Source organism: Mesorhizobium sp. B2-5-3, assembly GCF_006441005.1.
Lineage (GTDB): Bacteria > Pseudomonadota > Alphaproteobacteria > Rhizobiales > Rhizobiaceae > Mesorhizobium.
Genome location: NZ_VFUS01000001.1, coordinates 309528 through 333413, shown reverse-complemented (window position 1 = coordinate 333413; position 23886 = coordinate 309528). Strand labels below are relative to the sequence as shown.

Sequence of the window (23886 nt, the reverse complement as noted above, 5' to 3'; positions counted from 1 at the left end):
AGAGCGTCGCCTTGCTGAACCTCCTTGCCATTTCCGGCAGCCTGCGGGCGGCCTCCACCAATTCGGCCCTGGTCGCGGCACTGGCGTGGAACGCGCCAGAGGGCTGCCGCGTCGCCATCCATGAAGGACTCGGCCTGCTGCCGATCTTCAACCCCGACGACGAGGGTGAGCGGACGCCGTCCGAAGCGTCCAGGCTGATCGATGCCGTCACCGCCGCCGACGGCGTCATCATCTCATGCCCGGAATATGCGCATGGCGTGCCGGGCGGCCTGAAGAATGCGCTCGACTGGCTGGTGTCGCGCGATGCCGCCGTCGACAAGCCGGCCATGCTGGTGCACGCCTCGCCGCGCTCGCTCTATGCCCGCGCCGCATTGGCGGAGATCATGCGCACCATGTCCTTCGCGCTTTATGACGGCGGGCTGGAGATCGGGCTGCTCGGCAAGAAGCCAGCTGAGGTGGAGGCCGTCCTGGGGGAGCAGGCGAACGCGTTGGCAACGCGCGATGCGTTGTCCGCTTTCGCGGATTTCATTCGCGCGCGTTAGCGCCTACCCTTTTCTCAGCGTCTCGACATCGGTCTTGCCGACGTACCAGTCGCGGGCGTTGACCTCCTCGAAGACCACCCAGACATCGTCATTGCCGAGCCCGGTGGCGTCCATGATCGCCGCCGTGACTTTTTTGGCGATGTCGGCTTTCTTGCCGGCCGGATCGGCGGCGATCACTTCCTTGACGATGCGGATGTTGACGAATGGCATGACGATCCTCCCTTTAATTCAGCTCAGTAGGTCTTGGCGCCGTTCACCATCAGCCGGACCATGTAGAGCGAGGTGGTGCCGGCAATGTAGAGACAGTTCAGCTTGGCGCCGCCGAACACGCAATTGGCCGTCACCTCGGGCACCTTGACCTTGCCGATCAGCGTTCCGTCCGGATCGTAGCAATGGATGCCATCGGCGGCGCTGGTCCAGATGCGCCCGGCATCATCGAGCCTGAAGCCGTCGAACAGGCCTGCGGTGCAGTCGGCGAAGACTTTTTCACCCGAGACCTTCTTGCCGCCCTCGCCGACATTGAATACCCGCATATGCGCCGGGTTCTGCGCGCCATGCGTGCGGCCGGTGTCGACGACATAGAGCTTGCTCTCGTCGAGCGAGAAAGCCAGCCCGTTCGGCCTGACCATGTCGGTGATGACAGCCTCGACATCGCCGGTACCGGGATCGACCCGGTAGACATGGCAGGCGCCGATCTCGCTCTCGGCCCTGTCGCCCTCGTAATCGGTGTCGATGCCGTAGGTTGGATCGGTGAACCAGATCGAGCCGTCCGACTTGACCACCACGTCATTGGGCGAATTCAGCCGCTTGCCCTTCCATTTGGCGGCGATGGTGGTGACCGAACCGTCGAACTCGGTGCGGCTCACGCGGCGCCCCGAATGCTCGCAGGTCACCAGCCGGCCCTGCCGGTCGACGGTGTTGCCGTTGGAATTGCCGCATGGCTGCCGAAACACGCTGACGCTGCCGTCGGTCTCGTCGTAACGCATCATGCGGTTGTTCGGGATGTCGGACCAGACGACATAGCGGCCGGCGGCGAACCAGGCCGGCCCTTCCGCCCATCGGCAGCCGGTGAAGAGCTTATCCACTTGCGCATTGCCGTTGAACAGCCGCGCAAAACGCGGATCGAGAATTTCGTAGTCGGCGGCGGCCATTCTTTCCTCCCGGTAACGTTGGCAATCCGGCGGCGATCAAGCCAGCAGGAGATCGATATGGCAAGGTCGGCGGCGATGACATTTCCGCAATTTGTAAGACAAAACGACAGGAACCGGCATTCCCATCACGGAAGGGCAATGCGCCGGCGCCGGGGGTGGCGTTCAGGCGCCATTAACCGGCTATGCACATAGCGCAATGGTGCATTGCAACATCTTCTTTTTGCGATGCACTATTCCTATGTCATGCTCCGTATCGATCAAGGGAGGAAGAAACCGGCCGCCAAATGCGGCCCAGAAGGAAACTCGCTATGATCCTCGACAGCCTCTTGACCCGCGCCCGCAGCAGCATCGCCAAGCGCAAGAACTACAACCGCCTCGTCGCTGAAATCGACAGCTTCTCCAGCCGCGATCTGGCCGACATGCGCGCCGACCGCTCGGAAATGCTTTATCAGGTCCACAAGCAGATCTACGGCTGAGCCCACAACAAGCAGATTCGCGCGCTCCGGGACATTGCTGTTCCTCAACGGTGATGACGAGGGCGCGTGAAAACAGAAGCATTTGACACGTCGGCGAGCGGCGAACGCTTGTCCTTCAATTGTCGACGCGCCCGAAAGCCGGCACCTCGCCGATGACGGTGCGCCGGTCCTTGCCGCAGGCGAAGGACCGTGCTTTCTCGTCGGCAAGCTTGCGCGCCTGATCGTTGGCGGCAGGATTTCCTGTAGCCAGCACCAGTGCGACCGTGCAGCCGTCGCGCGCATCCATTTGCGCGACCTTGGAGACGAGCAGCACGTCGGTGGGTTTCTTCTCGTCTTCCGGATTGCTGATCGAGCGGCGGTGAATGACCGCGAACGGCACCGCCTTGTCGCCGTCGGTCTCGATGCGCCACTCGATCCTGGCGCCTGAGGAATTGAAGCCGGAGAAACTTTCCCAGACCGATGTCATGTCGCCGCCGGGCGGGAAACCATAAAACAGCGATTCGCGCGCATCGTCATAGGCGATCAGCACCGGATAGCCACGATAGCCCGAATAGGCGAGGTCGGCCCAGTCGCCATCACCGTCCCCGGCCTGCGCATAGGTGACGCAGTCGTTCTTCCAGTCGAGATCGGTGTAGGCGCTCGATATCTCGCCGGCATGGGCTGCCCGGCAGACGCTGGCGAGAACGAGCGGAAGAACCAGGCTGCGCATCGCGGACATCTCCGTTGAAGGTCGCAGCAGCCTATCGCCAAACACTATTTCTTCAAGCTCGCCTCGATCAGCAGATCGGCGTTGATCGCCACCGACGCCGCCGGGCCACCGGCGCCGAACAACTGGCCGCTGATATAGGCGCCTTCGATCAGAAGCAGCAGACCGTCGCCCAGCGTGTCGGCGTCGGCGGCATTCATCGCGGCGGCCATGGCGCGCAGGCGGCGGCGCAGTTCCTGCTTGTTGTCCTCGCTCACCACGCGCGCCGGATGGCCGCGCTCGGGATATTCTACGGCCGCATTGGTCATGCCGCAGCCGCGATAGTCAGGCTTCTGCGTGCGCTTGCCGACGCGGGTCAGGAAGGCTCGGATTTGCGCGCGCGGATCGCCGGGATGGGCGTTCACCGCCTCGTCGAAGCGTTCCCAGAATTCGAGGTCGTATCGGCGCAGATAAGAGGCGGCCAATTCGTCCTTGGAGGGAAAGCTGCGATAGAGGCTGGGCTTGGTGACCCCTGCGCGCCTGACGATCTCATCGACGCCAATTGCCCTGATGCCTTGCCGGTAAAACAGATCGCGCGCCACGCCGAGTATCTTTTCCGCCGCCTTTGGCGGAGCCGACGCGTGAGCGCTGCTGATGGACGGTTCAATTTTATTGTCTGGTGGCATTCGCGGTCTCGGTTGACACTGTTACCGATCGGTACGTATACATGTTTCCACCCTGCAACGTACCGGTCAGTAACATGCTAGCTCAATCCCGTCCGTTTGGCCAGCGCTACGCTTTCGTCGTGGTCGCCGTCATCTTTCTCTGCCTGCTGATCGCGGCCGGCTTGCGCTCCGCGCCAGCCGTCATGATGCTGCCGCTGGAGGAAAGTTTCGGCTGGCGGCGCGACGTGGTGTCGCTGGCTGCCGCGGTCGGCATCTTCCTCTACGGCCTGACCGGGCCGTTTGCCGCCGCGCTGATGGAGCGGATCGGGCTGCGGCGCACGCTGCTTGCCGCGCTTGTCGTGATGTCGGCCTCCACCGCGCTCAGCCTGCTGATGACCAAGCCATGGCATCTGCTGATCACCTGGGGCGTGTTTTCCGGCGTCGGCTCCGGCGCGGTCGCCACCGTGCTCGGCGCCACGATCGTCAACCGCTGGTTCAAGACCAACCGCGGTCTCGTCATGGGCTTGATGTCGGCCTCCAGCGCCACCGGTCTGCTGGTCTTCCTGCCGCTGCTGGCCTCGCTGGCGCAGTCAGGCGGCTGGAAGCCGGTCGTCACCGCCATCTCCGTCGCAACGGCCTGTCTGGTGCCGCTGGTGCTGCTGCTGGTGCCGGAACGCCCGGCATCGATCGGCATGGTGCGCTACGGCGCGGAAGCCGACGACGTGCCGCCGGTACCGCCGGCGGCACAAGGCAATTTCCTGACCCACACGCTGACCACGCTGCGCCGCGCCGCCGGCACGCGCGTCTTCTGGTACCTGTTCGCCACCTTCTTCGTCTGCGGTTTCACCACCAACGGGCTGGTCGGCACGCATCTCATCGCATTTTGCGGCGATATGGGCATCAACGAGGTGCAGGCGGCTGGCCTGTTGTCGATGATGGGCATTTTCGACCTGATCGGCACCACGCTGTCGGGCTGGCTCACCGACCGTTTCGATCCGCGCAAGCTGCTCGGCGTCTATTATGCGATCCGCGGCTTGTCGCTGATCTATCTGCCCTATTCCGGCTTTTCGGCGACCAGTCTGATCATCTTCGCCGTGCTTTACGGTCTCGACTGGATCGCCACCGTGCCGCCGACGCTGCGGCTCGCCAATGAAGCCTTCGGCGACCGCAGCGGCCCGATCGTGTTCGGCTGGATCGTCGCCGGCCATCAGGTGGGCGCGGCAACCGCCGCCTTCTTCGGCGGCACCATGCGCGAACTGCAGGGCAATTACGAACTGGCCTTCCTGATCGCCGGCATGACCGCGATTGCCGCCGCCTGTATCTCGCTCCTAATCAACACCAGCCGGCCGGCGTTCGACCCGGAGCCGCAAGCGGCATAGTGCGCCTTCGAACGAGTGTGCCGTCGGTTGGATTGGCGATCTTTCGATAAAGGGGGAGATTGGCAGTTCGCCGACGGCGCAGCCGATCAGTCGGGATAGCAGACTATCGGAACGTTGGGCCAAACCGCGCTATCGCAGTTGGCGCTTTGCTGCCTTTGCTTGAAGGCCGCGCTGACCGGCCCCGTCACCACCGGATCGACGCCATCGGGCGCATCCGCAAAGACCTGTTCGGCGCTCGGAATATCGCTCGGCAGAGCGGGCCGCGCTTCCTTGAGCGTCGCCGCCGATTGAGCGGCGCCGGCAGCCAGCAGCACGGCGAGGGCCGCAGTTGCGAGAATCGGCCGAAATTTGACGACTGCGTTGGTCATGGTGTTCGAACTGCCCGGGCCCGCAAAAGGTTCCCGCCTTGGTTAACAAAACCATTTCACATGGCGATGCTTAAGATTTGATGATTATTTGGTGTCGCGCTTCCTCTTTCGCAAATGCGAAAAACCCTGTATGAGCCGCGCAACACGAAAGAGGCGGCGCCTTTTGGCCTGCTGCCTGCAACGCTCCCGAGACCAGATCATGAACCTCCGCAATATCGCGATCATCGCGCACGTCGACCATGGAAAGACCACCCTTGTCGACCAGCTTCTGAAACAATCCGGCGCCTTCCGCGACAATCAGCGCGTCGCCGAACGCGCCATGGATTCCAACGACCTCGAAAAGGAACGTGGCATCACCATCCTGGCCAAGGCGACCTCGGTCGACTGGAAGGGTACCCGCGTCAACATCGTCGACACCCCCGGCCACGCCGATTTCGGCGGTGAGGTCGAGCGCATCCTGTCGATGGTGGATTCGGCGATCGTGCTGGTCGACGCCGCCGAAGGCCCGATGCCGCAGACCAAGTTCGTCGTCGGCAAGGCGCTCAAGGTCGGCTTGAAGCCCATCGTCGTCATCAACAAGATCGACCGGCCGGACGCCCGCCATGTCGAGGTGGTCAACGAGGTGTTCGACCTGTTTGCCGCGCTCGACGCCACCGACGAGCAGCTCGACTTCCCGATCCTCTACGGCTCGGGGCGCGACGGCTGGGTCTCGGAAAATCCGGAAGGTCCCAAGGACCAGGGCCTGTCGCCGCTGTTCGACCTCGTCCTCAAGCATGTGCCCGCGCCGACCGTGCATCCCGGCCCGTTCCGCATGATCGGCACTATCCTGGAAGCCAATCCGTTCCTCGGCCGTATCATCACCGGCCGCATCGAGAGCGGAACGCTGAAGGCCAACCAGGCGGTCAAGGTGCTGCATCATGACGGTACCCAGATCGAAACCGGCCGCATTTCCAAGATACTGGCCTTCCGCGGCCTCGAGCGCCAGCCGATCGAGGAAGCGCAGGCGGGCGACATCGTCGCCATTGCCGGCCTGTCCAAAGGCACCGTCGCCGACACGTTCTGCGACCTGAGCGTGAGCGAGCCGCTGCACGCGCAGCCGATCGATCCGCCGACCGTGACCATGTCTTTCCTCGTCAACGATTCGCCGCTGGCCGGCACGGAAGGCGACAAGGTGACCAGCCGCGTCATCCGCGACCGCCTGCTGCGCGAAGCCGAGGGCAATGTCGCGCTCAAGATCGAGGAATCGCCTGACAAGGATTCCTTCTTCGTGTCGGGCCGTGGCGAATTGCAGCTTGCCGTGCTGATCGAGACCATGCGCCGCGAGGGCTTTGAAATCGCCGTGTCGCGGCCGCGCGTGGTCATGCAGAAGGGCGAGAACGGCGAATTGCTGGAGCCGGTCGAGGAAGTCGTCATCGACGTCGACGAGGAGCATGCCGGCGTCGTCGTGCAGAAAATGTCCGAGCGCAAGGCCGAGATGGTCGAATTGCGCCCCTCCGGCGGCAACCGCCAGCGCCTCGTCTTCCACGCGCCGACGCGCGGCCTGATCGGCTACCAGTCGGAACTCTTGACCGACACGCGCGGCACCGCCGTGATGAACCGGCTGTTCCATGCCTATGAGCCCTATAAGGGCGAACTGCCCGGCCGCACCAACGGCGTGCTGATCTCCAACGAGCAGGGCGAGTCCGTCGCCTACGCCATGTGGAACCTGGAGGATCGTGGCCCGATGGTCATCGATCCGGGCGTCAAGGTCTATCAGGGCATGATCATCGGCATCCACTCCCGCGACAACGACCTGGAAGTGAACGTGCTGAAGGGCAAGAAGCTGACCAACATCCGCGCCGCCGGCAAGGACGAGGCGGTCAAGCTGACACCGCCGATCCGCATGACGTTGGAGCGCGCGCTGGCCTGGATCCAGGACGACGAGCTGGTCGAGGTGACACCGAAGACCATCCGCCTGCGCAAGCTTTATCTGGATCCCAACGAGCGCAAGCGCTTCGAGAAATCGTCCAAGGCCGTCGGCGCCGCGTAATTTCTGCTTTCTGATCGTATCCGGGAGGGGCGGAGCACCAGGTGCTTCGCCCCTCTGCCGTTCATCCCCTGGCGGCAGATATGATGGCCTGCCGGTCGGGTTCGCCGGCCAGATCGACGCGGACCGTCGTCCCGTCGCGTGCCGGCTTGCGCAAAGCCTTGGCCCCGTCGCAATCGACAACCAACAGGCTTTTCTCCTCCAGGGCTTGAAGTCGCGACCGTGAGATGCCGAGTTCGTTGGCGAGCAAACGATCGAGCCGCAGCGATATCGGCATTTCGAGCCCGAGCCGGAGCTCCAGCACGCTTGCAGCTTCGCTTGTCCCGCCAAGCGCCGTCTTGTGCACGTCGACGTCGGGAAACTCCTCGACACGCCCCACCTGGCCGCGCAGTGCGGTCACATCGAATGCATGGCGCCGGGCAAGTGCTGCATCGTTGCTCTCCAGCGCCCGCAGCAGCGCCGGCTCGATTTCGCGGCGGTTGCGGCGCTCAAAAATGCCGAAATTCCAGGAATTGTCGCAGTTGATACAACGATAGATCAGCCAGACGTCAATGCGCTTGCCGTTGGCGTTGACGCGGAACTTTCCGCTGCTGCGATAGGCTTTGACGCCGCCGCAGCGATTGCAGGTGATCAGGGGACGTGGTGCGGTTTGAGGCGCGATCGTCCAGCGGATGCGCAAGGCGGAAGACATGCCGATAAGCCCTTCCCGTCGGGAAGTTCATCAGGTCGGCAATGTCGAGATGCCCAGGCGGGCACGGCGTGGCGGTAGGCTGCGGTTCTTGGAATCAGGCGTCGCGGCGCGCGCGACAGTGGTTCAGCAGTGCCAAACCGGTCTCGAACCGCCGCCCAGAGGAACACATGAAATGAAAAAAGGCACCGTTGTGGCGGCGCCATGCATTGTGTCGGGGGAGTTGACGAGACCGGCGGTTACGTAGGCAAAGTGAAGCTCGAATTTGTTTCGCGGCGATCTATCTAGCCGCGAGATGCCGGGCCGGCAAGCATGTTGATGCTACCGAAGCTCGATCGCTTGCGCTAATGTCTGGCATTGCTAATGTCTGGCATTGAAGGTTTTCAAGCCGAGATCCTCGCCATGCACCTCACCTCGCTCCTGATCTTCGCCGCCGCGCTCTTCGTGGCAGCCGGTTCGCCGGGTCCTTCGATCGCGGCACTCGTCGCCCGCGTCATCGCCAAGGGATTTCGCGACGTGTTCCCGTTCCTGCTCGCCATGTGGATCGGCGAGGGCATCTGGCTGTCGCTGGCGGTGTTCGGGCTGGCGGTGGTGGCGCAGACTTTCCATTTCGCTTTCGTCATCGTCAAATGGGTCGGCGTCGCCTATCTCGCTTATCTGGCCTGGAAGATGTGGACCGCGCCTGTCGAAGCGAAAGAAGGCGAGATGCCGCGCGAGGACTCGCCCGGCAAACTGTTCTTCGCCGGCATGGCCGTGACGCTCGGCAACCCCAAGATCATGATGTTCTACCTGGCCTTGCTGCCGACCATCATCGACCTTGCTTCGGTGACGGTGGTTGGCTGGATCGAGCTGACGGCGACCATGGCGGTGGTGCTTGTTATCATCGACCTTGCCTGGGTGCTTGCCGCCGCCCAGGCGCGCAAGCTCCTGAAGAGCAAGCGCGCCATGAGAATCGCCAACCGCGTCAGCGCCACCACCATGGCCGGTGCAGCCGCGGCGATCGCGGCGCGCTCGTGACCGTCACATCATTTCGATGATCGGCGCGATCTCGACGCTGAAGGCCGGGTTCATCAGGATCGGGCAATCCCTGGCCTTGGCGACGGCATCGTCGATGTCCCTGGCTTCCACGATCGTGTAGCCGGCGGTCGGGTTGCTGCCGCCATTGTTCTCGACCTTGCCGTCGGGCAGCACCGTCTTCGACATGCCGACCGGATTGCCGCCGTCGACCACGGCCGAGCCGAGCTTGCCGTACCAGCCGTTCCAGGCATCCATCGCGGCTTTGCGTTCGGCCTCCTCGGTCGGCATCTTGCCGGAGCCGTGATAGACATAGAGAAATTTCGCCATGTTCTCCTCCCTTGTCGGCGGCATCGAACCGGCATGCGGTCATGCCGCCCGGCGATCATCGGACCAAACCGGCAAACAAGCAATGAGAATGAGAGGTGGCTAATATATGAGCAGGTAGCCTGCTCGTCACCTTGCCATGGCGTGGTACTCGGAGTTCGGGCGCATATCGATTGCCGCCGCCACCCGGTTCGACATGTTGAAGAAGGCGGCCGTGGAGGCGATGTCCCAGATGTCGCGATCGGTGAAGCCGGCCATACGCAGGGCCGCGCGGTCGGCTTCGACGATCTTGGCCGGCTCCTCTGTCAGCTTGACCGCGAATTCCAGCATCGCGACCTGCTTCGATGAAAGATCGGCGGCGCGGAAATTCATTACCATCATCTCGCCGAGCGAAGGGTCGCCCGACAGCTGCCGCACGGCGGCGCCATGCGCCGTCAGGCAGTAGTAGCAATGGTTGATGGATGAGACAGCGACCGCGATCATCTCGCGCTCCAGCTTCGACAGGCCTGAATCACCCAGCATCAGATCATTGTACATGTCGGTGAAGGCACGCAGCTTCTTGTCGTCGAAGGCATGGGCGCGCAACACGTTGGGGACCAGGCCGAGCTTCTCCTCGCATTTGGTGAAATAGGTCCTGGTCGCATCGCTCAGCTCAGCAGCGGCGAGATCGAGCGCGGTGATCTTGTCGGTCATGGGCATTCCTCCTCGTTTGTCGCCGGCTGCCGCCGAATTGCGATAATTCTTGGCACGCCGTCAAACCTTTGTCGCCAAATAGCGGTCATCTGCTACATAGTCCGCAAAAGCATACGACGGGAGGAAAGAAGCGTCATGGCCAGCGTGAAATCGGCGAGCAGGTCGAAGAAGAAAGCCACGGCGATGCCGAAGACGCAGGAAAGGCCGGCCAGGCTTGCCGACTACCTGCTCGCCCGCGCGCCGGCGGAAGACATTGCCGCCTATGAGGTGGCGGACCTCGAACGCGCCGCGGATCTCGCCGGCCGCGCGGTCGCCGGTCACAAGAAGGGCGCGTGCGCCGTCGCCGTCGATACCGATTCCGGCGTCGTTCGCGAGGGCCGACCCGTCACGATCGTCACCGTCGTCAACGACAATATGCCTTTCCTGTTCGATTCCATACTCGGCGAGATCACCGAGAGTGCCGGCGAGCCGACCCTGGTCACCCACCCCGTCATCACCGTCCGCCATGGCAAGGACGGCGTCGAGGAAATTCTCGGCGACGGCAATTTCGCCAGGGACGACGGCAGCCACGACCGGCTGAGCGTCATTCACGTCCATATTCCCCGGCTGACCCCGGAGCAGGCGAACGGCTTGGCAGAGCGGCTGCGCAAGATCCTCGGCCAGGTCCATTCCGCCGTCAGCGACTGGAAGCCGATGCTGGCCCGTCTCGACCAGGCGATCTCGGAATTCCGCTATTCGGCGGTGCCGCTGGATAAGAAGAGCGTGGCCGAGGCGATCGCCTTCCTGGAGTGGCTGCGCGACGACAATTTCACTTTCCTCGGCATGCGCGAATTCACATATATCGGCGGCGAGGAAAGCGGCACGCTGGAGCGTGCCGACAAGCCTGGCCTGGGCATATTGTCCGATCTGGACGTGCTGGTGCTGCGGCGCGGCACCGAAGCGGTGACGACAACGCCGGAGATCCGAGCCTTCCTGCATGGGCCGGAGCCGCTGATCGTCACCAAGGCCAATGCAAAGTCCTCCGTGCACCGGCGCATCTATCTCGACTATATCGGCATCAAGACCTACACCGCCAAGGGCGCGCTGGCGGGCGAATTGCGCATTGTCGGCCTGTTCACGTCGACCGCCTACACGCGCTCGGTGATGAAGATCCCCTATCTCAGGTCGAAGGCCGAAACCGTCATAGCCAAATCCGGTTTCGACCGGCACGACCATTCCGGCAAGGCGCTGATCAACGTGCTGGAGAGCTATCCGCGCGACGAGCTGTTCCAGGTGCCGGTGCCGATCCTGAGGAGGCATGCCGCGGCCATTCTGGGCCTCGTCGAGAGGCCGCGCGTGCGGGCACTGGTGCGTGCCGACCAGTTCGACCGCTTCGTCTCCATCCTCGTCTTCGTGCCGCGCGACCGTTACGACAGCGTCGTGCGCGAGAAGGTCGGCACCTACCTCAAGACGGTGTTCGAAGGCCGACTGTCGGCCTACTACCCGGCCTTCCCGGAAGGCGGGCTGGCGCGCGTGCATTTCATCATCGGCCGCTCCGGCGGCAAGACGCCGAAGGTCGAACAGGCAACGATCGAGGCGGCGATCCGCGACATCGTGCGCACCTGGGAGGACGCCCTTTCCGAGGCGGCGGAAACCAGCGGCAGCGACCCGGCGCTGAAGAGGATCGCGGCACGATTTCCGGAAAGCTACCGGGACTCCTTCAGCGCCGGTGTGGCGCTAATCGATGCCGGGCGTATCGCCAGGATCAGCGCCAGCAATCCGATCGCCATCGATTACTATCGCCATGCCGAGCAGAAGCCGCACCAGGCGGCGCTGAAAATCTATCACCATGGCAGCCCGGTGGCGCTGTCGCGGCGCGTGCCGGTGCTGGAAAACATCGGCTTCCGCGTCATCAGCGAGCGCACCTTCGAGGTCGGCGACGACAAGGCCGGCAATAGGGATCAGCCCGGCATGATCAATAGTGATCAGCCCGGCACCGTCTTCATCCACGACATGGAGCTGGAGAACAGCTACGGAAAGCCGATCGACCTCAGCAATGGCGGCGCGCTGTTCGAGGACGCGTTCCTGTCGGTGTGGCGCGGCGACGTCGACAATGACGGCTACAACGGCCTTGCCCAGACCGCCGGCCTGTGGTCGGGCGAAATCACCATCCTGCGCGCCTATGGGCGGTATTTGCAGCAGGCCGGAATTCCGCAGAGCCAGGATTTCATCGCCGCGGCCCTCAACCGCTATCCCGAGATCGCACGCGGCCTGCACGCGCTGTTCATCGCCCGGCTCGGCCCGACAGCCGAGACGGAAGGCGTGGTGGCGGCAAAGCATCTCAAGGCCAAGATCAGGGACGCGCTGGAAGACGTTCCCAACATCGACGACGACGCCATCATCCGCCGCTACCTCAATCTCATCGAAGCCTCGCTGCGCACCAATCATTTCGTTGCCGATACGAAAGCCAAGGGCCAGTCGCTGGCGATCAAACTCGATTCGCGTTCGGTCGACGGATTGCCCGAGCCGCGACCGTGGCGGGAAATCTTCGTCTACGGCTCTGAGGTCGAGGGCGTGCATCTGCGCTTCGGTCCGGTGGCGCGCGGCGGCCTGCGCTGGTCGGACCGCGCCCAGGATTACCGCACCGAGGTGCTCGGCCTGGTCAAGGCACAGCAGGTCAAGAACGCGGTCATCGTGCCGGTCGGCGCCAAGGGCGGGTTCTATCCGAAGAAGCTGCCGATGAGCGCCGGCCGCGACGCCATCTTCGAAGCCGGCACATCGGCCTACAAGAACTTCGTTTCCAGCCTTTTGTCGATCACCGACAATATCGGCCTCGACGGCGTCATCCCGCCGGCCGGCGTTGTCAGGCGCGACCAGGACGATCCCTATTTCGTCGTTGCCGCCGACAAGGGCACGGCAACTTTCTCGGACACCGCCAACGCCATCAGTGAAAGCCATGGCTTCTGGCTTGACGATGCCTTCGCCAGCGGCGGTTCGGCCGGGTACGACCACAAGAAGATGGGCATCACCGCCAAGGGCGCGTGGGAGGCGGTCAAGCGGCATTTCCGCGAGATGAACCGCGACATCCAGACCACGCCCTTCTCCGTCGTCGGGGTGGGTGACATGTCGGGCGACGTGTTCGGCAACGGCATGCTGTTGTCACCGAAGACAAGGCTGATCGCAGCCTTCGACCACCGCGACATCTTCATCGATCCCGATCCCGACATGGCGGCATCGATGGCCGAGCGCCAGCGCATGTTCGCTCTTCCCCGTTCGAGCTGGCAGGACTACGACAAGAGCAAGCTCTCCGAGGGCGGCGTCATCGTCTCACGCGGCCAGAAATCGATCACCTTGCCGGCCGCTGCTGCTGCTGCGATCGGCCTCAACAAGACGACCGCCACGCCGGTCGAGATCATGAGCGCCATCCTCAAGGCGCCCGTCGACCTCTTGTGGTTCGGCGGCATCGGCACGTATTTGCGGGCCTCGACCGAGACCAACGCCGAGGTCGGTGATCGCGCCAACGACGCCGTCCGCATCACCGCGCTCGACGTGCGCGCCAAGGTGATCGGCGAGGGCGCCAATCTCGGGGTGACGCAGCGCGCGCGCATCGAATTCGGCATGAATGGCGGGCGTTGCAATTCCGACGCCATCGACAATTCGGGCGGGGTCAACTGTTCCGACGTCGAGGTCAATATCAAGATCGCGCTGGCGTCCGCCATGCGCAAAGGGTCGTTGACCCGGCCTGCGCGCGACAAGCTTCTCGCCGAGATGACCGGCGAGGTCGGCGAGCTGGTCCTGTCCAACAACTACCAGCAGACGCTGGCGCTCTCCATCGCCCGCAAGCGCGGCCTCGCCGACATCGCCCACCAGGCCCGCTTCATGTCGGCGCTGGAAGCGCGCGGCCTGCTCGACCGCACGGTCGAGACGTTGCCTTCGCCGGCGGCCCTTGCCGAGCGCGAGGCGCGCGGCGAGCCGCTGACCAGGGCCGAGCTCGGCGTGCTGCTCGCCTATGCCAAGATCGTGCTGTTTTCCGACATCGTCGCAAGCGACGTGCCTGACGAGCCGCATTTCGACCGCGACCTGATGGGTTATTTCCCCGACCGGATGGCGAAGAAATATGCCGCTGAGATCCACGGCCATCGCCTGCGCCGCGAGATCATCGCCCGCGTCGTCGCCAATGAGCTGGTCAACCGCGGCGGTCCCTCCTTCGTCAACCGGTTGCGGGAAGCAACGGGGCGCACCGCCGCCGACGTGGTGCGCACCTTCGCCGTGGTGCGCGACGGCTTTGCCTTGCCGGCGCTTTACCGCGAGATCGACGCACTCGACAATCAGATCGACGGCCAGATGCAGCTCGATCTCTACCAGGCGGTCAGCCGGCTGATCTACGTGACCAGCGGCTGGTACTTGAAGAACGACGCCGGCACGGCGCCGCTTGCCCAGCGCATCGCCGAATTGCAGGAGGCTCGCAAGGCGCTGGAGCCGAAACTCGTTTCGCTGCTCCCCGATTATTCGCGCGAACGGATCGACGAGAAGCGGCATGGACTGGTCAAGGCCGGGGCGCCGGACAGGCTGGCAGCGCAACTGGCGCTGGCCGATGTGGCGGAGCTGATCCCCGACATCGCGCTGACGGCGCGAACGGCAGGCGCCGACATCGTCGCCGCGGCGAAGGCCTTCTTCGCGGTCAGCGACGCCTTCCGTATTCCGCGCGTCGAGGAGGCGGCCCGCTCCATCACACCGGCGGACTATTACGACCAGCTCGCCCTGTCGCGCGCCACCGACACGATCGGGACCGCGCGGCGCGGCATCGCGGTGGCGGCACTCGTGAACCACGCCGGGGCAGCCGACCCGGTGGCGGCGTGGCTGGAGGCCGGCGGGGAGAGGATCGGCCGCACCCGCGAACGGCTGCAGGCGCTGACCGAGGGCGGCGACATCACCGTGTCGCGGCTGTCGGTGGCATCGGGCCTGATGAGCGATCTGACGGGGATGTGAGCCATCGCCTGACTTACCCTCGCCTAGGCGGGGAGGCGGCGCCGGCCCTCACCCGGACCTTCGGTCCGACCGTCGCACAAGGGGCATAGGGGTGGCGCCCTTGCTCCGTTGATCTGAATGAAGGCGGGTAGGCCAAAGAACGGCGGCGCGGCGCGTGTTCGTTTGCATGACCCGCGGAAAACATGCAGACATGGGTGAACCGCCAACGAAACGAAGGCGACCGGAGGGGACATGGCCGAAGTAGCAGTGCAGCGGGCGTCCGGGCGCGGCATCTGGGGGTGGATGTTGTTCGACTGGGCGGCGCAGCCCTTCTTCACGGTCGTCACCACCTTCATCTTCGGCCCCTATTTCGTTTCGCGCATGGCCAGCGATCCGACCACCGGCCAGGCCGTCTGGGGCTACGGCATCGCCGCGGCCGGACTGGTCATCGCCGTGCTATCGCCGATCCTCGGTTCGATCGCCGACCAGACCGGGCCGCGCAAGCCGTGGATCGCCTTCTTCGCGGCGATCAAGATCGCCAGCCTGGCGCTGCTGTGGCTCGCCGCGCCCGGCTCGAACCTGTTCCTGATCGTGGCATTGTTCTCGCTGGCCTCGGTGGCGGCTGAATTCTCCACCGTCTTCAACGATTCCATGATGCCGCGCCTGGTGCCGAAGAGCGAGATCGGCCGCATCTCCAACATGGCCTGGGGGCTTGGCTATCTCGGCGGTATGATCGCGCTGATCTTCGTCGTGCTGTTCCTGGCCGGATCGCAGGAGACCGGCAAGACCATCATCGGCCTCGACCCGCTGTTCGGGCTGGACCCGAAGCTCGGCGAGGATGCCCGCGCCACCGGGCCGCTGTCGGCCGGCTGGTATTTCCTATTCATCCTGCCGATGTTCCTCTTCACTCCCGATGCCATCAAAGGCATCCCGATCAAGCCTGCGGTGCGCGAAGGCCTGTCGGAGCTGAAGTCGACCTTGGTCGAGGTGCGCAGGCGCGGCGGCATCTTCCGCTTCCTCGTCGCCCGCATGATCTATCAGGACGGCGTCAATGCGCTGCTGGCGCTCGGCGGCACCTTCGCGGCCGGCATGTTCCAGTGGTCGATCACCGAGATCGGCATGTTCGGCATCATCCTCAACGTCGTCGCCATCTTCGGCTGCTGGATCGCTGCGCGGCTCGACACCGCGCTCGGCTCCAAGGCGGTGGTGATGATCGCGCTGGTCATGCTTTCGGTCGCCACCATCGGCGTCGTCTCGACCGGCCCCGGCTTCACGCTGCTCGGGCTTATCCAGCTCTCGACCACCGATTCCGGGGGCCTGTTCGGCACCGCCGCGGAAAAGGCCTACATCCTCTATGGATTGCTGATCGGGCTCGCCTTCGGGCCGGTGCAGGCGTCATCGCGGTCCTATATGGCGCGCAGCGTTACGGCGTCGGAATCCGGCCGCTATTTCGGCATCTATGCGCTGGCCGGGCGCGCGACCAGTTTCCTGGCGCCGTTCCTGGTGGCGACCATCACGGCGGTGAGCGATTCGGCGCGGCTCGGCATGGCGGTTATCATCCTGTTCCTGGCCATAGGCATGGCGATCCTGATCAGGACGCCGTATCCGGCGGACCGGGCGGCGGAGTGATTTACCCTCCCCCTTGTGGGGAGGGTCGATCCGCGAAGCGGAGCGGGGTGGGGGACGGCGCTGGCCCCACCCCGTCTCACGAGCTTTGCTTCGCAAACATCGCTCGCCGACCCTCCCCACAAGGGGGAGGGTGAGGCGCTCAATGTCTGAAGTGTCTCACGCCCGTGAACACCATGGCGATGCCATGCTCGTCGGCGACGGCAACCACATCGTCGTCGCGCATCGAGCCGCCGGGCTGGATCACCGCCGTGGCGCCGGCCTCGATGGCCGACAGCAGGCCGTCGGCGAAGGGGAAGAAGGCGTCGGAGGCGACGACAGAGCCTTTGGTCAGCGGCTCGGCCCAGCCCGCCGCTTCCGCAGCGTCGAGTGCCTTGCGGGCAGCGATGCGCGAGGAATCGACGCGGCTCATCTGCCCGGCGCCGATGCCTACCGTGGCGCTGTCCCTTGCGTAGACGATGGCGTTCGACTTGACGTGCTTGGCGACGCGGAAGGCGAATTTCAGGTCGGCCAGTTCGGCCGGCGTCGGCGCCCGTTTCGTCACCACCTTCAGCTCGAGGTCGTCGACGACGGCGTTGTCCCTGCCCTGCACCAGCAGGCCGCCGGCGACGGATTTGACGGTTGTGCCGATCGCGCGCGGATCCGGCAGGCCGCCCGCGACCAGCAGGCGCAGGTTCTTCTTCGCGGCCACGATCGCTGCCGCCTCGTCGGTGGCGCCGGGCGCGATAATGACCTCGGTGAAGGTCTTCACGATCTCTTCGGCGGCCTCGGCGTCAAGGATGCGATTGACAGCGACAATGCCGCCATAGGCCGAGACCGGGTCGCAGGCCAGCGCCCTGGCGTAGGCCGCCTTCAGCGTCGAACCCTCGGCGACGCCGCACGGGTTGGCATGCTTGATGATGGCGACGGCGGCCGAGCGCGCCGGGTCGAACTCGCCGGCCAGCTCGAAGGCGGCGTCGGTATCGTTGATGTTGTTGTAGGAAAGCTGCTTGCCCTGGAGCTGGCGCGCGGTGGCCACGCCCGGCCGCTTGTCGCCATTGACATAGAAGCCGGCGCCCTGGTGCGGGTTCTCGCCATAGCGCATCACGGTCTCCAGCCTGCCGCCGAAGGTGCGCCAGGTCGGGTGCTCGATCTCCAGCGCCTCGGCGAACCAGCCCGAGATTGCCGCGTCGTAGCTGGCGGTGCGGGCAAAAGCCTTGGCCGCGAGCTTCTTGCGGAAATCCAGCGAAAGCGAGCCGATATTCATCTCCAGCGCATTGAGCACGGAGGCATAGTCGCCGGGGTCGGTGACGATGGCGACATAGGCGTGGTTCTTGGCCGAGGCGCGGATCATCGCCGGGCCGCCAATGTCGATGTTCTCGACGATCGCCGCGTAGTCGGCGCCGGAGCGGCGGACTTCCTCGAACGGATAGAGATTGCAGACGACCAGGTCGATCGGCTCGATGCCATATTTGTGCATCGCCGCGGCGTGATCGGGATCATCGCGAACGCCGAGCAGGGCGCCATGCACCGACGGGTGCAGGGTCTTGACGCGGCCATCCATGATCTCGGGAAAGCCGGTGAGCTCGGAGACGTCGCGGACCGCTAGGCCCGCATCGGCGATCGCTTTTGCCGTGCCGCCGGTCGACACCAGCTCGACGCCGGAAGCGGCGAGCGCCCTGGCGAGATCGATGAGGCCGGTCTTGTCGAAGACGGAGAGCAGCGCGCGACGCACGGGAACGAGGTCGGGAGCGGGAATGTTCTTGGCGGCGACGGCCATGGGCGTGCTTTCACGGCTGGAGGGGCAGGCCCGCGCCGTATCATATGAGATCAGGAAATCAAGGCGCAAGCTCGGTCAGCGCAGGCGCGGTCAGTTGTTTTCGGGATAGCCGGCGATTGAGGTGCGGGTGAGCTGCCAGTGGACTTCGGCGATGTCGGACGGCTTGAAGGCAAGCACGATCTGCCGGCTGCGGCGCGGGCCGCCGAGACCGGCGAAGTAGATCGATTCCTCGACCTCCGGCACCATCTCGGTGCAGGTGAACACCCAGCTATCGGCCTGCTCGGCGGTCAGCACCAGGCGGTCATGCTCGTCCTGCAAAAGGTTGATGTCGGGATGGACGTGGAAGCGCACGGTGACGAAATCGCGGCCATTGTTGCGGATCACCGCACCTCCAGGACGCTGGAAGCGGTCCCTGCCAGTCAGCACATTGCCGTTCGAGGACAGTTTCAGCTCGCGCTCGTGCAGGAAACCGAAGCGCTGGATATAGCCGTCATGGCGGGCGATGAAGCCTTGAACGCCCTTCTGGTCGATACGCTTGCACTGCACATGCTGCGGGCCGCCGATCAAAGGCGACCCCAGAAGATCGTTGATGCGCAGCGAATGGCTGAACCGCGCCGACGAGGTGTCGTTGATGGTGGCGGTCGAATGCGCGGCGGTGGCGCGGGCCAGGGGCCGGAATTCGGCGGCGCCATAGGTGTCGATGCCGGCATTGACGATGTAGTGCTGGCGGCCCGACGACAGCTCGAACGCAAGGCAGCTGGCATGGGCGGCATTGGAGACGTGGACGGGCGGCGGCAGGCCGGTGTCGGCGATGACGGTGACGCCACCCATGGACAGCCGCTCATAGCCCGAATGCGGTGCATGCAGCAGCGGCGAGCCGGCGGTGTCGTCGTGGCGCAGGATGCTGGCGATGCGGTCATGGATGGTGGCGCCCATGCCGTTGAAGCGGGCGAGGCTGCCGTCCTGGTGGCGGAAGAAGCGCAGCGCCGGCAGCATCCTGTCGATGGCGCCGATCAGGGCCTGTGGCGGCGCTTCCGCCTGGTTGGCGTAGGTCTGCCGCAGCGGCAAAAGGTCGGCGAGGATTTCCAGCACCGCCATTGGGTTGCGCGAGATGTGGCCGCCATCAGGAAGGATCTGGCGGTCCAGTTCCTCGGCGAGGTTGCGGGTGGCGCCGCGCAGCGCCGATGCGGGCGCCGGCAGCGACAGGGCGGCGAAGGCGAGGGCGATGCGGGCGCGCAGCCTGTCCTTGCCGTCAGGCATTTCGCGCGCCATCGACCTGAGGTAGCGGATCTGGACGGCCAGCGATTTCAGGAAGGCGCGGTAGAACGGGAATTCAGCGCCTTGCAGCACGATCGAGGAATGCTGCAGCCAGGCGATGATGCGCTTGGCGGCCGTGCCGGGCTCCCAGGCGATGCCGGAAATGTTGTTTCCATGCGTGGCGATCCAGTCGGACACCAGCGCACGCGCATTGGCGGCGGCAAGCTCGGTGCCGGCGGCGCGCATGTGACGCAGCCAGCGAAAGCCATGCAGCGTCTTCTGCCAGCCGTAATTGGGAACGCTGATCTGGAAGGGCGACTTGCCGCCGGTCTCGACCATATGTCCCGACAGGGGATAGCGGCCATAGTAGATCTCGAGCGCGATCTGCGGGTCGGCCAGCCGCAGGTCCGGCGGCGCGATCAGCACCCGTTCGGGCGTGCGGCCGGAATAGCGCCAGCGATAGACCGGTCCGGCACGCAGGCGCCGGCGCGTTTTGCGCCAAAACTCCTTCGCGACAAGCGCCCACAGACGCGTCGTGTTGCCGGCAGCAAGTGCCAAAACCCCTCCTGATCGTCCTCTATCCCAAGGGCAAGCTTATCTGATTCAACGATTCATGCGAAGGCGAATTCCCGCGAGCGGTGACGCTGCGCCTGGCTTGGCCGCGGTGGCTCCCCAAAAAAGTCAGCAGCTTCCTATGCTTAAACCTTGGAGCGGTTCAGTGCCCTATGGGCATCCATACTCCGCTCCAGATCCTTGTTCCACGCAATTCCGGACGGAGAATCATCACGCAGCTTTCGTGGAATTGCCCTAGCCGGCGCGACGCATGCGCGCGGCGAAAAAGCCGTCGAGACCGGAACGTTGCGGCGAGCCCAGATCGAGGTCGGCAGGTGTGGTGCGCAACGTGCCTTCCTGCGTCAGGAAGGGATCGATGCCGACGATCTCGCCGGCGCGAAGCGGGTCGGCAACGACGCCAGGCGTCGCGGCGAGGAAGCCACGATAAAGCTCCTCGCCTTCGAGTGGGTCGAGCGAACAGTTCGAAAAGACGATCCTTCCGCCCGGCTTAACCAGGGTGACGGCGCGCGCGAGCAGCCGGCGCTGGAGATCGGCGAGCTTCTCGACATCAGCCACAGTCTTGGTCCATGGCACGTCGGGATGCCGCCGCACCGTGCCGGTCGAGGAGCAGGGCGCGTCGAGGAGGACGGCGTCGAACAGCTCGTCCGGCTCGTACTGGAGGAGGTCGGCCTGCACGATATCCGCCGACAGGCGGAGGCGTTCGAGATTCTGCGCCAGCCGCGCCAGCCGGTTCTTCGAGGTGTCGATCGCGGTGACGCGTGCGCCGGCCACGATCAATTGGGCGGTCTTGCCGCCGGGCGCGGCGCAGAGATCGGCGACGCGAAGCCCGCCGACATCACCGAGCAACCGGGCAGGCAGGCCGGCTGCGGCATCCTGGACCCACCAGGCGCCTTCGGCGAAGCCAGGCAGTTCGGTGACCGGGCCGGCAAGCTTCTCCACCCGAATCGTGCCGGTCGGCAGGGCAATGCCGCCGAGCCTTTCGGCCCAGTGCTCCGGATCGGCCTTGACCGAGAAATCGACAGGGGCCTCCTGGCGGTGGGCGGCGAGTATCCGTCCGGCCTCGTCCACGCCATAGGCGGCCTTCAAACGGTCGGAAAACCATTTCGGCGCTTCGTCGGTGGTAGCAAGGGCCTCTGGAAGTTCAGCCTCCTTGATCCGCGCGAGCGTGCGCAGCACACCGTTGACCAGGCCGGCAAAGCGCAATGTGCGGGGATCGGACTTGGCATGGGTGACGGCGAGGTCGACCGCGGCGCTGTCGGGAATGTCGAGGAACAGGATCTGCGCGGCCGCCACATGCAAAATATGCGACAGCGCGGTGGCATTGGCCGGCAGCGGTTTTTCCAGACGCCGCGCCAGCAGCCCGGCAATGGTCATGCGATAGCGCAGCGCGGTGACCAGAATGGCGCGCACGAGACCGCGATCGCGCAGGTCCAGCGCCTTGTACTGCGGATGGCCGTTTTCATGGTCGGTCAGGCCGTCGAGCGGCGTCCTGGCATCGATGACGGCGGCCAGCAGCCGCGCAGCCGCCTTGCGGGCGGCAAGGCCGGCAACGAACTCGCCGTCCTTTTTGTGTTCCTGACCACCTGTGCGTCGAGGTGCTCTGCCCGCCGCGCTCACGACCACGGGCCCTTGGGCCCGGTCGGATTGCGACCCCATGGATTGGATTTGGGCTCTGCCGAGGGTTCCGGCGCGGCCGGCTTGCCCCACGGTCCTGCCGATTGCGGCTCGTCGGCCTGCGGCGGCACTGGCGCCTGGCGCTGCGGGGACCGCGATACGCCCCCGTCCATGCGCTGCGCCATCGCTTGCAGCGCGGCGATGCGGTTCTCGGTGCTCGGATGGGTGGAGAACAGACTGTCCATGCGCTCGCCGTGCAGCGGGTTGATGATGAAGAGATGAGCCATCGCCGGATTGCGCTCGGCGTCCGGGTTGGGTATGCGTTCGGCGCCGCGGGCGATCTTGTCAAGCGCCGAGGCCAGCCATAGCGGGTGTCCACAGATTTCGGCGCCGCGCCGGTCGGCCTCGTATTCGCGGGTGCGGCTGACCGCCATCTGCACGATCATCGCGGCAAAGGGCGCCACGATCATCGCCGCCAGCACGCCGACAAAACCGAACGGGCTGTTGTTGTCGCGGTTGCCTCCGAGGAAGAAGGCGAAATTGCCAAGCATCGAGATGGCGCCGGCGAAGGTCGCGACGATCGTCATCGTCAAGGTGTCGCGGTGCTGGACGTGGGCGAGCTCGTGCGCCATCACCGCGGCCACTTCCTCATGCGTCAGCCGTTGCAAAAGGCCGGTGGAAGCGGCGACAGCCGCGTTCTGCGGGTTGCGGCCGGTGGCGAAGGCGTTGGGCTGCGGATTGTCGATCAGGTAGGTCCTGGGCATCGGCAGGCCTGCCTGCTCGGCCAGTGCCTGCACGATGGCGTAATATTCGGGCGCGTTCTTCTCGTCGACCTCGACGGCGCGGTTCATCGACAGCACCATCTTGTCGGCGTTCCAATAGCTGAACAGATTGGTGGCGGCGGCGATCAGGAAGGCGATCATCATGCCGCCCGTGCCGCCGATCAGGAAGCCGACGCCCATGAACAGCGCGGTCATCGCGGCAAGAAGCATGGCGGTGCGAAGTGTGTTCATCGTCTGCTCCCGTCCTGGTCGTGATGTAAGGGGGTCGATCCTCGTGGGCTCATCGCTATATGATGGGAAACGCCGGTACCCGTTTCAATCGGCCTGTTTCAATCCGCCGGAATATCGCATGAACGACGAGACCAGTAAAACACTTGCCACTGATGACGAAGCGCGGCTGAAGACGCTGACGCCCGCCGCCCACCGCGCGCTTGAAGAGGCCGCGGCGCGGCGCGAGGACTACCGCCGCAAGGAAGCCGCGGTGCCGAAGGAAGTCGGCGGCCGCGGCGGCAAGGAGCCCGGCCGCTACGGCGACTGGGAGATCAAGGGCCTGACCAGCGATTTCTAATATGCCGGCCCAGCAAACAGCTAATTTGCTGGCAATCGGGTGTTTGATTGTCGCCAGAGCCTAGAAGGCCGCTGCCGCCGCTGGCTGCGGCTGGAGCGCGATCCAGCCGCGCTCGTCGACGGTGACGCCGATGGCGTCGTAGCCAGCGATCGCGGCATGCCGCGTCGCCAGGGGATGCCGGTGGGTGGCGTTTATGACCATGACCGCTGCGCCCGCCGCCTCGGCCGCCGTGATGCCCGCCGGGGCATCCTCGAACACGAGGCAATCGCGCGCATCGACACCGAGCCGCGTCGCGCCGAGCTGAAAGCAGTCGGGCGCCGGCTTGCCGCGTGAAACATCTTCCGCCGCGATCAGCACGGCAGGGACGGGGATGCCGGCGGCCTTCATGCGCAAGAGCGCCAGTTCGCGCGGTGCCGAGGTTACGATCGCCCAGCGCCCCGGCGGGAGCGCGTTGAGAAACGCGGCGGCGCTGGCGATCTGAACAATGCCCTCCAGATCGGCGGCTTCGGCCTTGAGCAAGAGGTCGGCCTCATGCGCCGGATCGACGCCCGGGAGCGCCAGACCGGCGATCGTCTCGATCGCCCGCACGCCATGGATCGTCGGCAGGAAGGCGGCGACGTCGAGCCCTTGCCGCCGCGCCCAGTCGCTCCACACCCGTTCGGCCGAGGCAATGGAATTGATGAGCGTGCCGTCCATGTCGAAGAGGAAGGCGGCGAATTTTCTGCCTGCGTACATGATTTTCCTTG

21 protein-coding genes are annotated in these 23886 nt (G+C 64.9%); 8 read left to right on the top strand and 13 right to left on the bottom strand.

What is annotated here, in order from left to right:
* Positions 1–11 precede the first annotated feature (11 nt).
* On the top strand, positions 12–542 hold the full coding sequence (locus tag FJ867_RS01685) for an NADPH-dependent FMN reductase (protein ID WP_140524976.1): 531 nt from the start codon (positions 12–14) through the stop codon (positions 540–542).
* A 3-nt stretch (positions 543–545) separates the two neighbouring features.
* Here the strand turns inward: FJ867_RS01685 and FJ867_RS01680 are convergent, their stop codons facing one another.
* Positions 546–752: a 4-oxalocrotonate tautomerase family protein gene (locus FJ867_RS01680; RefSeq protein ID WP_013892236.1), complete on the bottom strand. Its 207-nt coding sequence runs from the start codon at positions 750–752 to the stop codon at positions 546–548.
* A gap of 23 nt (positions 753–775) precedes the next feature.
* The gene (locus FJ867_RS01675) at positions 776–1693 is read right to left on the bottom strand and encodes an SMP-30/gluconolactonase/LRE family protein (RefSeq protein WP_140518068.1); all 918 of its coding nucleotides are present in this window, start codon (positions 1691–1693) and stop codon (positions 776–778) included.
* 308 nt (positions 1694–2001) lie between these two features.
* On the opposite strand from FJ867_RS01675, the gene FJ867_RS01670 reads away from it, so the two are divergent.
* A complete protein-coding gene (locus tag FJ867_RS01670) occupies positions 2002–2169 on the top strand; it encodes a hypothetical protein (RefSeq protein WP_140492852.1) in 168 nt (55 codons plus the stop codon).
* Positions 2170–2284: 115 nt separating this feature from the next.
* Here the strand turns inward: FJ867_RS01670 and FJ867_RS01665 are convergent, their stop codons facing one another.
* Positions 2285–2878 carry a hypothetical protein gene (locus FJ867_RS01665; RefSeq protein WP_140816344.1) on the bottom strand — a complete coding sequence of 198 codons (594 nt, stop codon included), beginning with the start codon at positions 2876–2878 and terminating at the stop codon, positions 2285–2287.
* 44 nt (positions 2879–2922) lie between these two features.
* Entirely contained in the window at positions 2923–3540 is a 618-nt protein-coding gene (locus FJ867_RS01660; protein ID WP_140524978.1) for a TetR/AcrR family transcriptional regulator, read from the bottom strand.
* A 74-nt stretch (positions 3541–3614) separates the two neighbouring features.
* Here FJ867_RS01660 and FJ867_RS01655 point away from each other — a divergent pair, with 74 nt between their 5' ends.
* Positions 3615–4898, top strand: a complete 1284-nt coding sequence (locus FJ867_RS01655) for an MFS transporter (protein WP_140880322.1) — start codon at positions 3615–3617, stop codon at positions 4896–4898.
* Between the two features lie 86 nt (positions 4899–4984).
* Here the strand turns inward: FJ867_RS01655 and FJ867_RS01650 are convergent, their stop codons facing one another.
* Positions 4985–5212 (bottom strand): hypothetical protein, encoded by a 228-nt coding sequence (locus FJ867_RS01650; protein ID WP_224518939.1) that lies wholly within the window; start codon positions 5210–5212, stop codon positions 4985–4987.
* A gap of 253 nt (positions 5213–5465) precedes the next feature.
* On the opposite strand from FJ867_RS01650, the gene typA reads away from it, so the two are divergent.
* A complete protein-coding gene (gene typA / locus FJ867_RS01645; protein ID WP_140492867.1) occupies positions 5466–7295 on the top strand; it encodes a translational GTPase TypA in 1830 nt (609 codons plus the stop codon).
* A 61-nt stretch (positions 7296–7356) separates the two neighbouring features.
* Here typA and FJ867_RS01640 read toward each other — a convergent pair whose 3' ends face one another.
* Entirely contained in the window at positions 7357–7983 is a 627-nt protein-coding gene (locus tag FJ867_RS01640) for a DUF1062 domain-containing protein (RefSeq protein ID WP_140816342.1), read from the bottom strand.
* Positions 7984–8382: 399 nt separating this feature from the next.
* Between FJ867_RS01640 and FJ867_RS01635 the strand changes: the two genes are divergently transcribed.
* Positions 8383–8997, top strand: a complete 615-nt coding sequence (locus FJ867_RS01635) for a LysE family translocator (RefSeq protein WP_140670611.1) — start codon at positions 8383–8385, stop codon at positions 8995–8997.
* A 3-nt stretch (positions 8998–9000) separates the two neighbouring features.
* Here the strand turns inward: FJ867_RS01635 and FJ867_RS01630 are convergent, their stop codons facing one another.
* Together FJ867_RS01630 and FJ867_RS01625 are read right to left on the bottom strand one after the other, a co-directional pair.
* On the bottom strand, positions 9001–9324 hold the full coding sequence (locus tag FJ867_RS01630) for a YciI family protein (protein WP_140518064.1): 324 nt from the start codon (positions 9322–9324) through the stop codon (positions 9001–9003).
* A gap of 126 nt (positions 9325–9450) precedes the next feature.
* Positions 9451–10014: a peroxidase-related enzyme gene (locus FJ867_RS01625; RefSeq protein ID WP_140624938.1), complete on the bottom strand. Its 564-nt coding sequence runs from the start codon at positions 10012–10014 to the stop codon at positions 9451–9453.
* 135 nt (positions 10015–10149) lie between these two features.
* Between FJ867_RS01625 and FJ867_RS01620 the strand changes: the two genes are divergently transcribed.
* Positions 10150–14982 (top strand): NAD-glutamate dehydrogenase, encoded by a 4833-nt coding sequence (locus FJ867_RS01620; protein ID WP_140624939.1) that lies wholly within the window; start codon positions 10150–10152, stop codon positions 14980–14982.
* Between the two features lie 231 nt (positions 14983–15213).
* Positions 15214–16590: an MFS transporter gene (locus tag FJ867_RS01615; RefSeq protein WP_140518061.1), complete on the top strand. Its 1377-nt coding sequence runs from the start codon at positions 15214–15216 to the stop codon at positions 16588–16590.
* A 139-nt stretch (positions 16591–16729) separates the two neighbouring features.
* Here the strand turns inward: FJ867_RS01615 and purH are convergent, their stop codons facing one another.
* The 4 genes from purH to htpX all read right to left on the bottom strand — a co-directional run bounded on the left by purH (position 16730) and on the right by htpX (position 22803).
* A complete protein-coding gene (gene purH / locus FJ867_RS01610; protein ID WP_140816340.1) occupies positions 16730–18346 on the bottom strand; it encodes a bifunctional phosphoribosylaminoimidazolecarboxamide formyltransferase/IMP cyclohydrolase in 1617 nt (538 codons plus the stop codon).
* A 90-nt stretch (positions 18347–18436) separates the two neighbouring features.
* Positions 18437–20161, bottom strand: a complete 1725-nt coding sequence (locus FJ867_RS01605) for a heparinase II/III family protein (protein WP_140492891.1) — start codon at positions 20159–20161, stop codon at positions 18437–18439.
* A 249-nt stretch (positions 20162–20410) separates the two neighbouring features.
* Positions 20411–21793, bottom strand: coding sequence for an RsmB/NOP family class I SAM-dependent RNA methyltransferase (locus FJ867_RS01600; RefSeq protein ID WP_224681105.1), 1383 nt, complete (start codon positions 21791–21793; stop codon positions 20411–20413).
* Positions 21790–22803 (bottom strand): zinc metalloprotease HtpX, encoded by a 1014-nt coding sequence (gene htpX, locus FJ867_RS01595; RefSeq protein WP_140524985.1) that lies wholly within the window; start codon positions 22801–22803, stop codon positions 21790–21792. The genes FJ867_RS01600 and htpX overlap by 4 nt, the downstream gene beginning before the upstream one ends.
* A 118-nt stretch (positions 22804–22921) precedes the next feature.
* Between htpX and FJ867_RS01590 the strand changes: the two genes are divergently transcribed.
* Entirely contained in the window at positions 22922–23140 is a 219-nt protein-coding gene (locus FJ867_RS01590) for a DUF1674 domain-containing protein (RefSeq protein WP_140816338.1), read from the top strand.
* A gap of 60 nt (positions 23141–23200) precedes the next feature.
* Here FJ867_RS01590 and FJ867_RS01585 read toward each other — a convergent pair whose 3' ends face one another.
* Positions 23201–23875: an HAD-IA family hydrolase gene (locus tag FJ867_RS01585; protein ID WP_140662791.1), complete on the bottom strand. Its 675-nt coding sequence runs from the start codon at positions 23873–23875 to the stop codon at positions 23201–23203.
* Between the last annotated feature and the right edge of the window lie 11 nt (positions 23876–23886).

Excerpts from the sequence above, each read along its gene's own strand:
- FJ867_RS01680 (WP_013892236.1), bottom strand. The coding sequence starts at position 752 with ATGCCATTCGTCAACATCCGCATCGTCAAGGAAGTGATCGCCGCCGAT.
- FJ867_RS01675 (WP_140518068.1), bottom strand. The coding sequence starts at position 1,693 with ATGGCCGCCGCCGACTACGAAATTCTCGATCCGCGTTTTGCGCGGCTG.
- FJ867_RS01670 (WP_140492852.1), top strand. The coding sequence starts at position 2,002 with ATGATCCTCGACAGCCTCTTGACCCGCGCCCGCAGCAGCATCGCCAAG.
- FJ867_RS01665 (WP_140816344.1), bottom strand. The coding sequence starts at position 2,878 with ATGCGCAGCCTGGTTCTTCCGCTCGTTCTCGCCAGCGTCTGCCGGGCA.
- FJ867_RS01660 (WP_140524978.1), bottom strand. The coding sequence starts at position 3,540 with ATGCCACCAGACAATAAAATTGAACCGTCCATCAGCAGCGCTCACGCG.
- FJ867_RS01655 (WP_140880322.1), top strand. The coding sequence starts at position 3,615 with ATGCTAGCTCAATCCCGTCCGTTTGGCCAGCGCTACGCTTTCGTCGTG.
- typA (WP_140492867.1), top strand. The coding sequence starts at position 5,466 with ATGAACCTCCGCAATATCGCGATCATCGCGCACGTCGACCATGGAAAG.
- FJ867_RS01640 (WP_140816342.1), bottom strand. The coding sequence starts at position 7,983 with ATGTCTTCCGCCTTGCGCATCCGCTGGACGATCGCGCCTCAAACCGCA.
- FJ867_RS01635 (WP_140670611.1), top strand. The coding sequence starts at position 8,383 with ATGCACCTCACCTCGCTCCTGATCTTCGCCGCCGCGCTCTTCGTGGCA.
- FJ867_RS01630 (WP_140518064.1), bottom strand. The coding sequence starts at position 9,324 with ATGGCGAAATTTCTCTATGTCTATCACGGCTCCGGCAAGATGCCGACC.
- FJ867_RS01625 (WP_140624938.1), bottom strand. The coding sequence starts at position 10,014 with ATGACCGACAAGATCACCGCGCTCGATCTCGCCGCTGCTGAGCTGAGC.
- FJ867_RS01620 (WP_140624939.1), top strand. The coding sequence starts at position 10,150 with ATGGCCAGCGTGAAATCGGCGAGCAGGTCGAAGAAGAAAGCCACGGCG.
- FJ867_RS01615 (WP_140518061.1), top strand. The coding sequence starts at position 15,214 with ATGGCCGAAGTAGCAGTGCAGCGGGCGTCCGGGCGCGGCATCTGGGGG.
- purH (WP_140816340.1), bottom strand. The coding sequence starts at position 18,346 with ATGGCCGTCGCCGCCAAGAACATTCCCGCTCCCGACCTCGTTCCCGTG.
- htpX (WP_140524985.1), bottom strand. The coding sequence starts at position 22,803 with ATGAACACACTTCGCACCGCCATGCTTCTTGCCGCGATGACCGCGCTG.
- FJ867_RS01590 (WP_140816338.1), top strand. The coding sequence starts at position 22,922 with ATGAACGACGAGACCAGTAAAACACTTGCCACTGATGACGAAGCGCGG.
- FJ867_RS01585 (WP_140662791.1), bottom strand. The coding sequence starts at position 23,875 with ATGTACGCAGGCAGAAAATTCGCCGCCTTCCTCTTCGACATGGACGGC.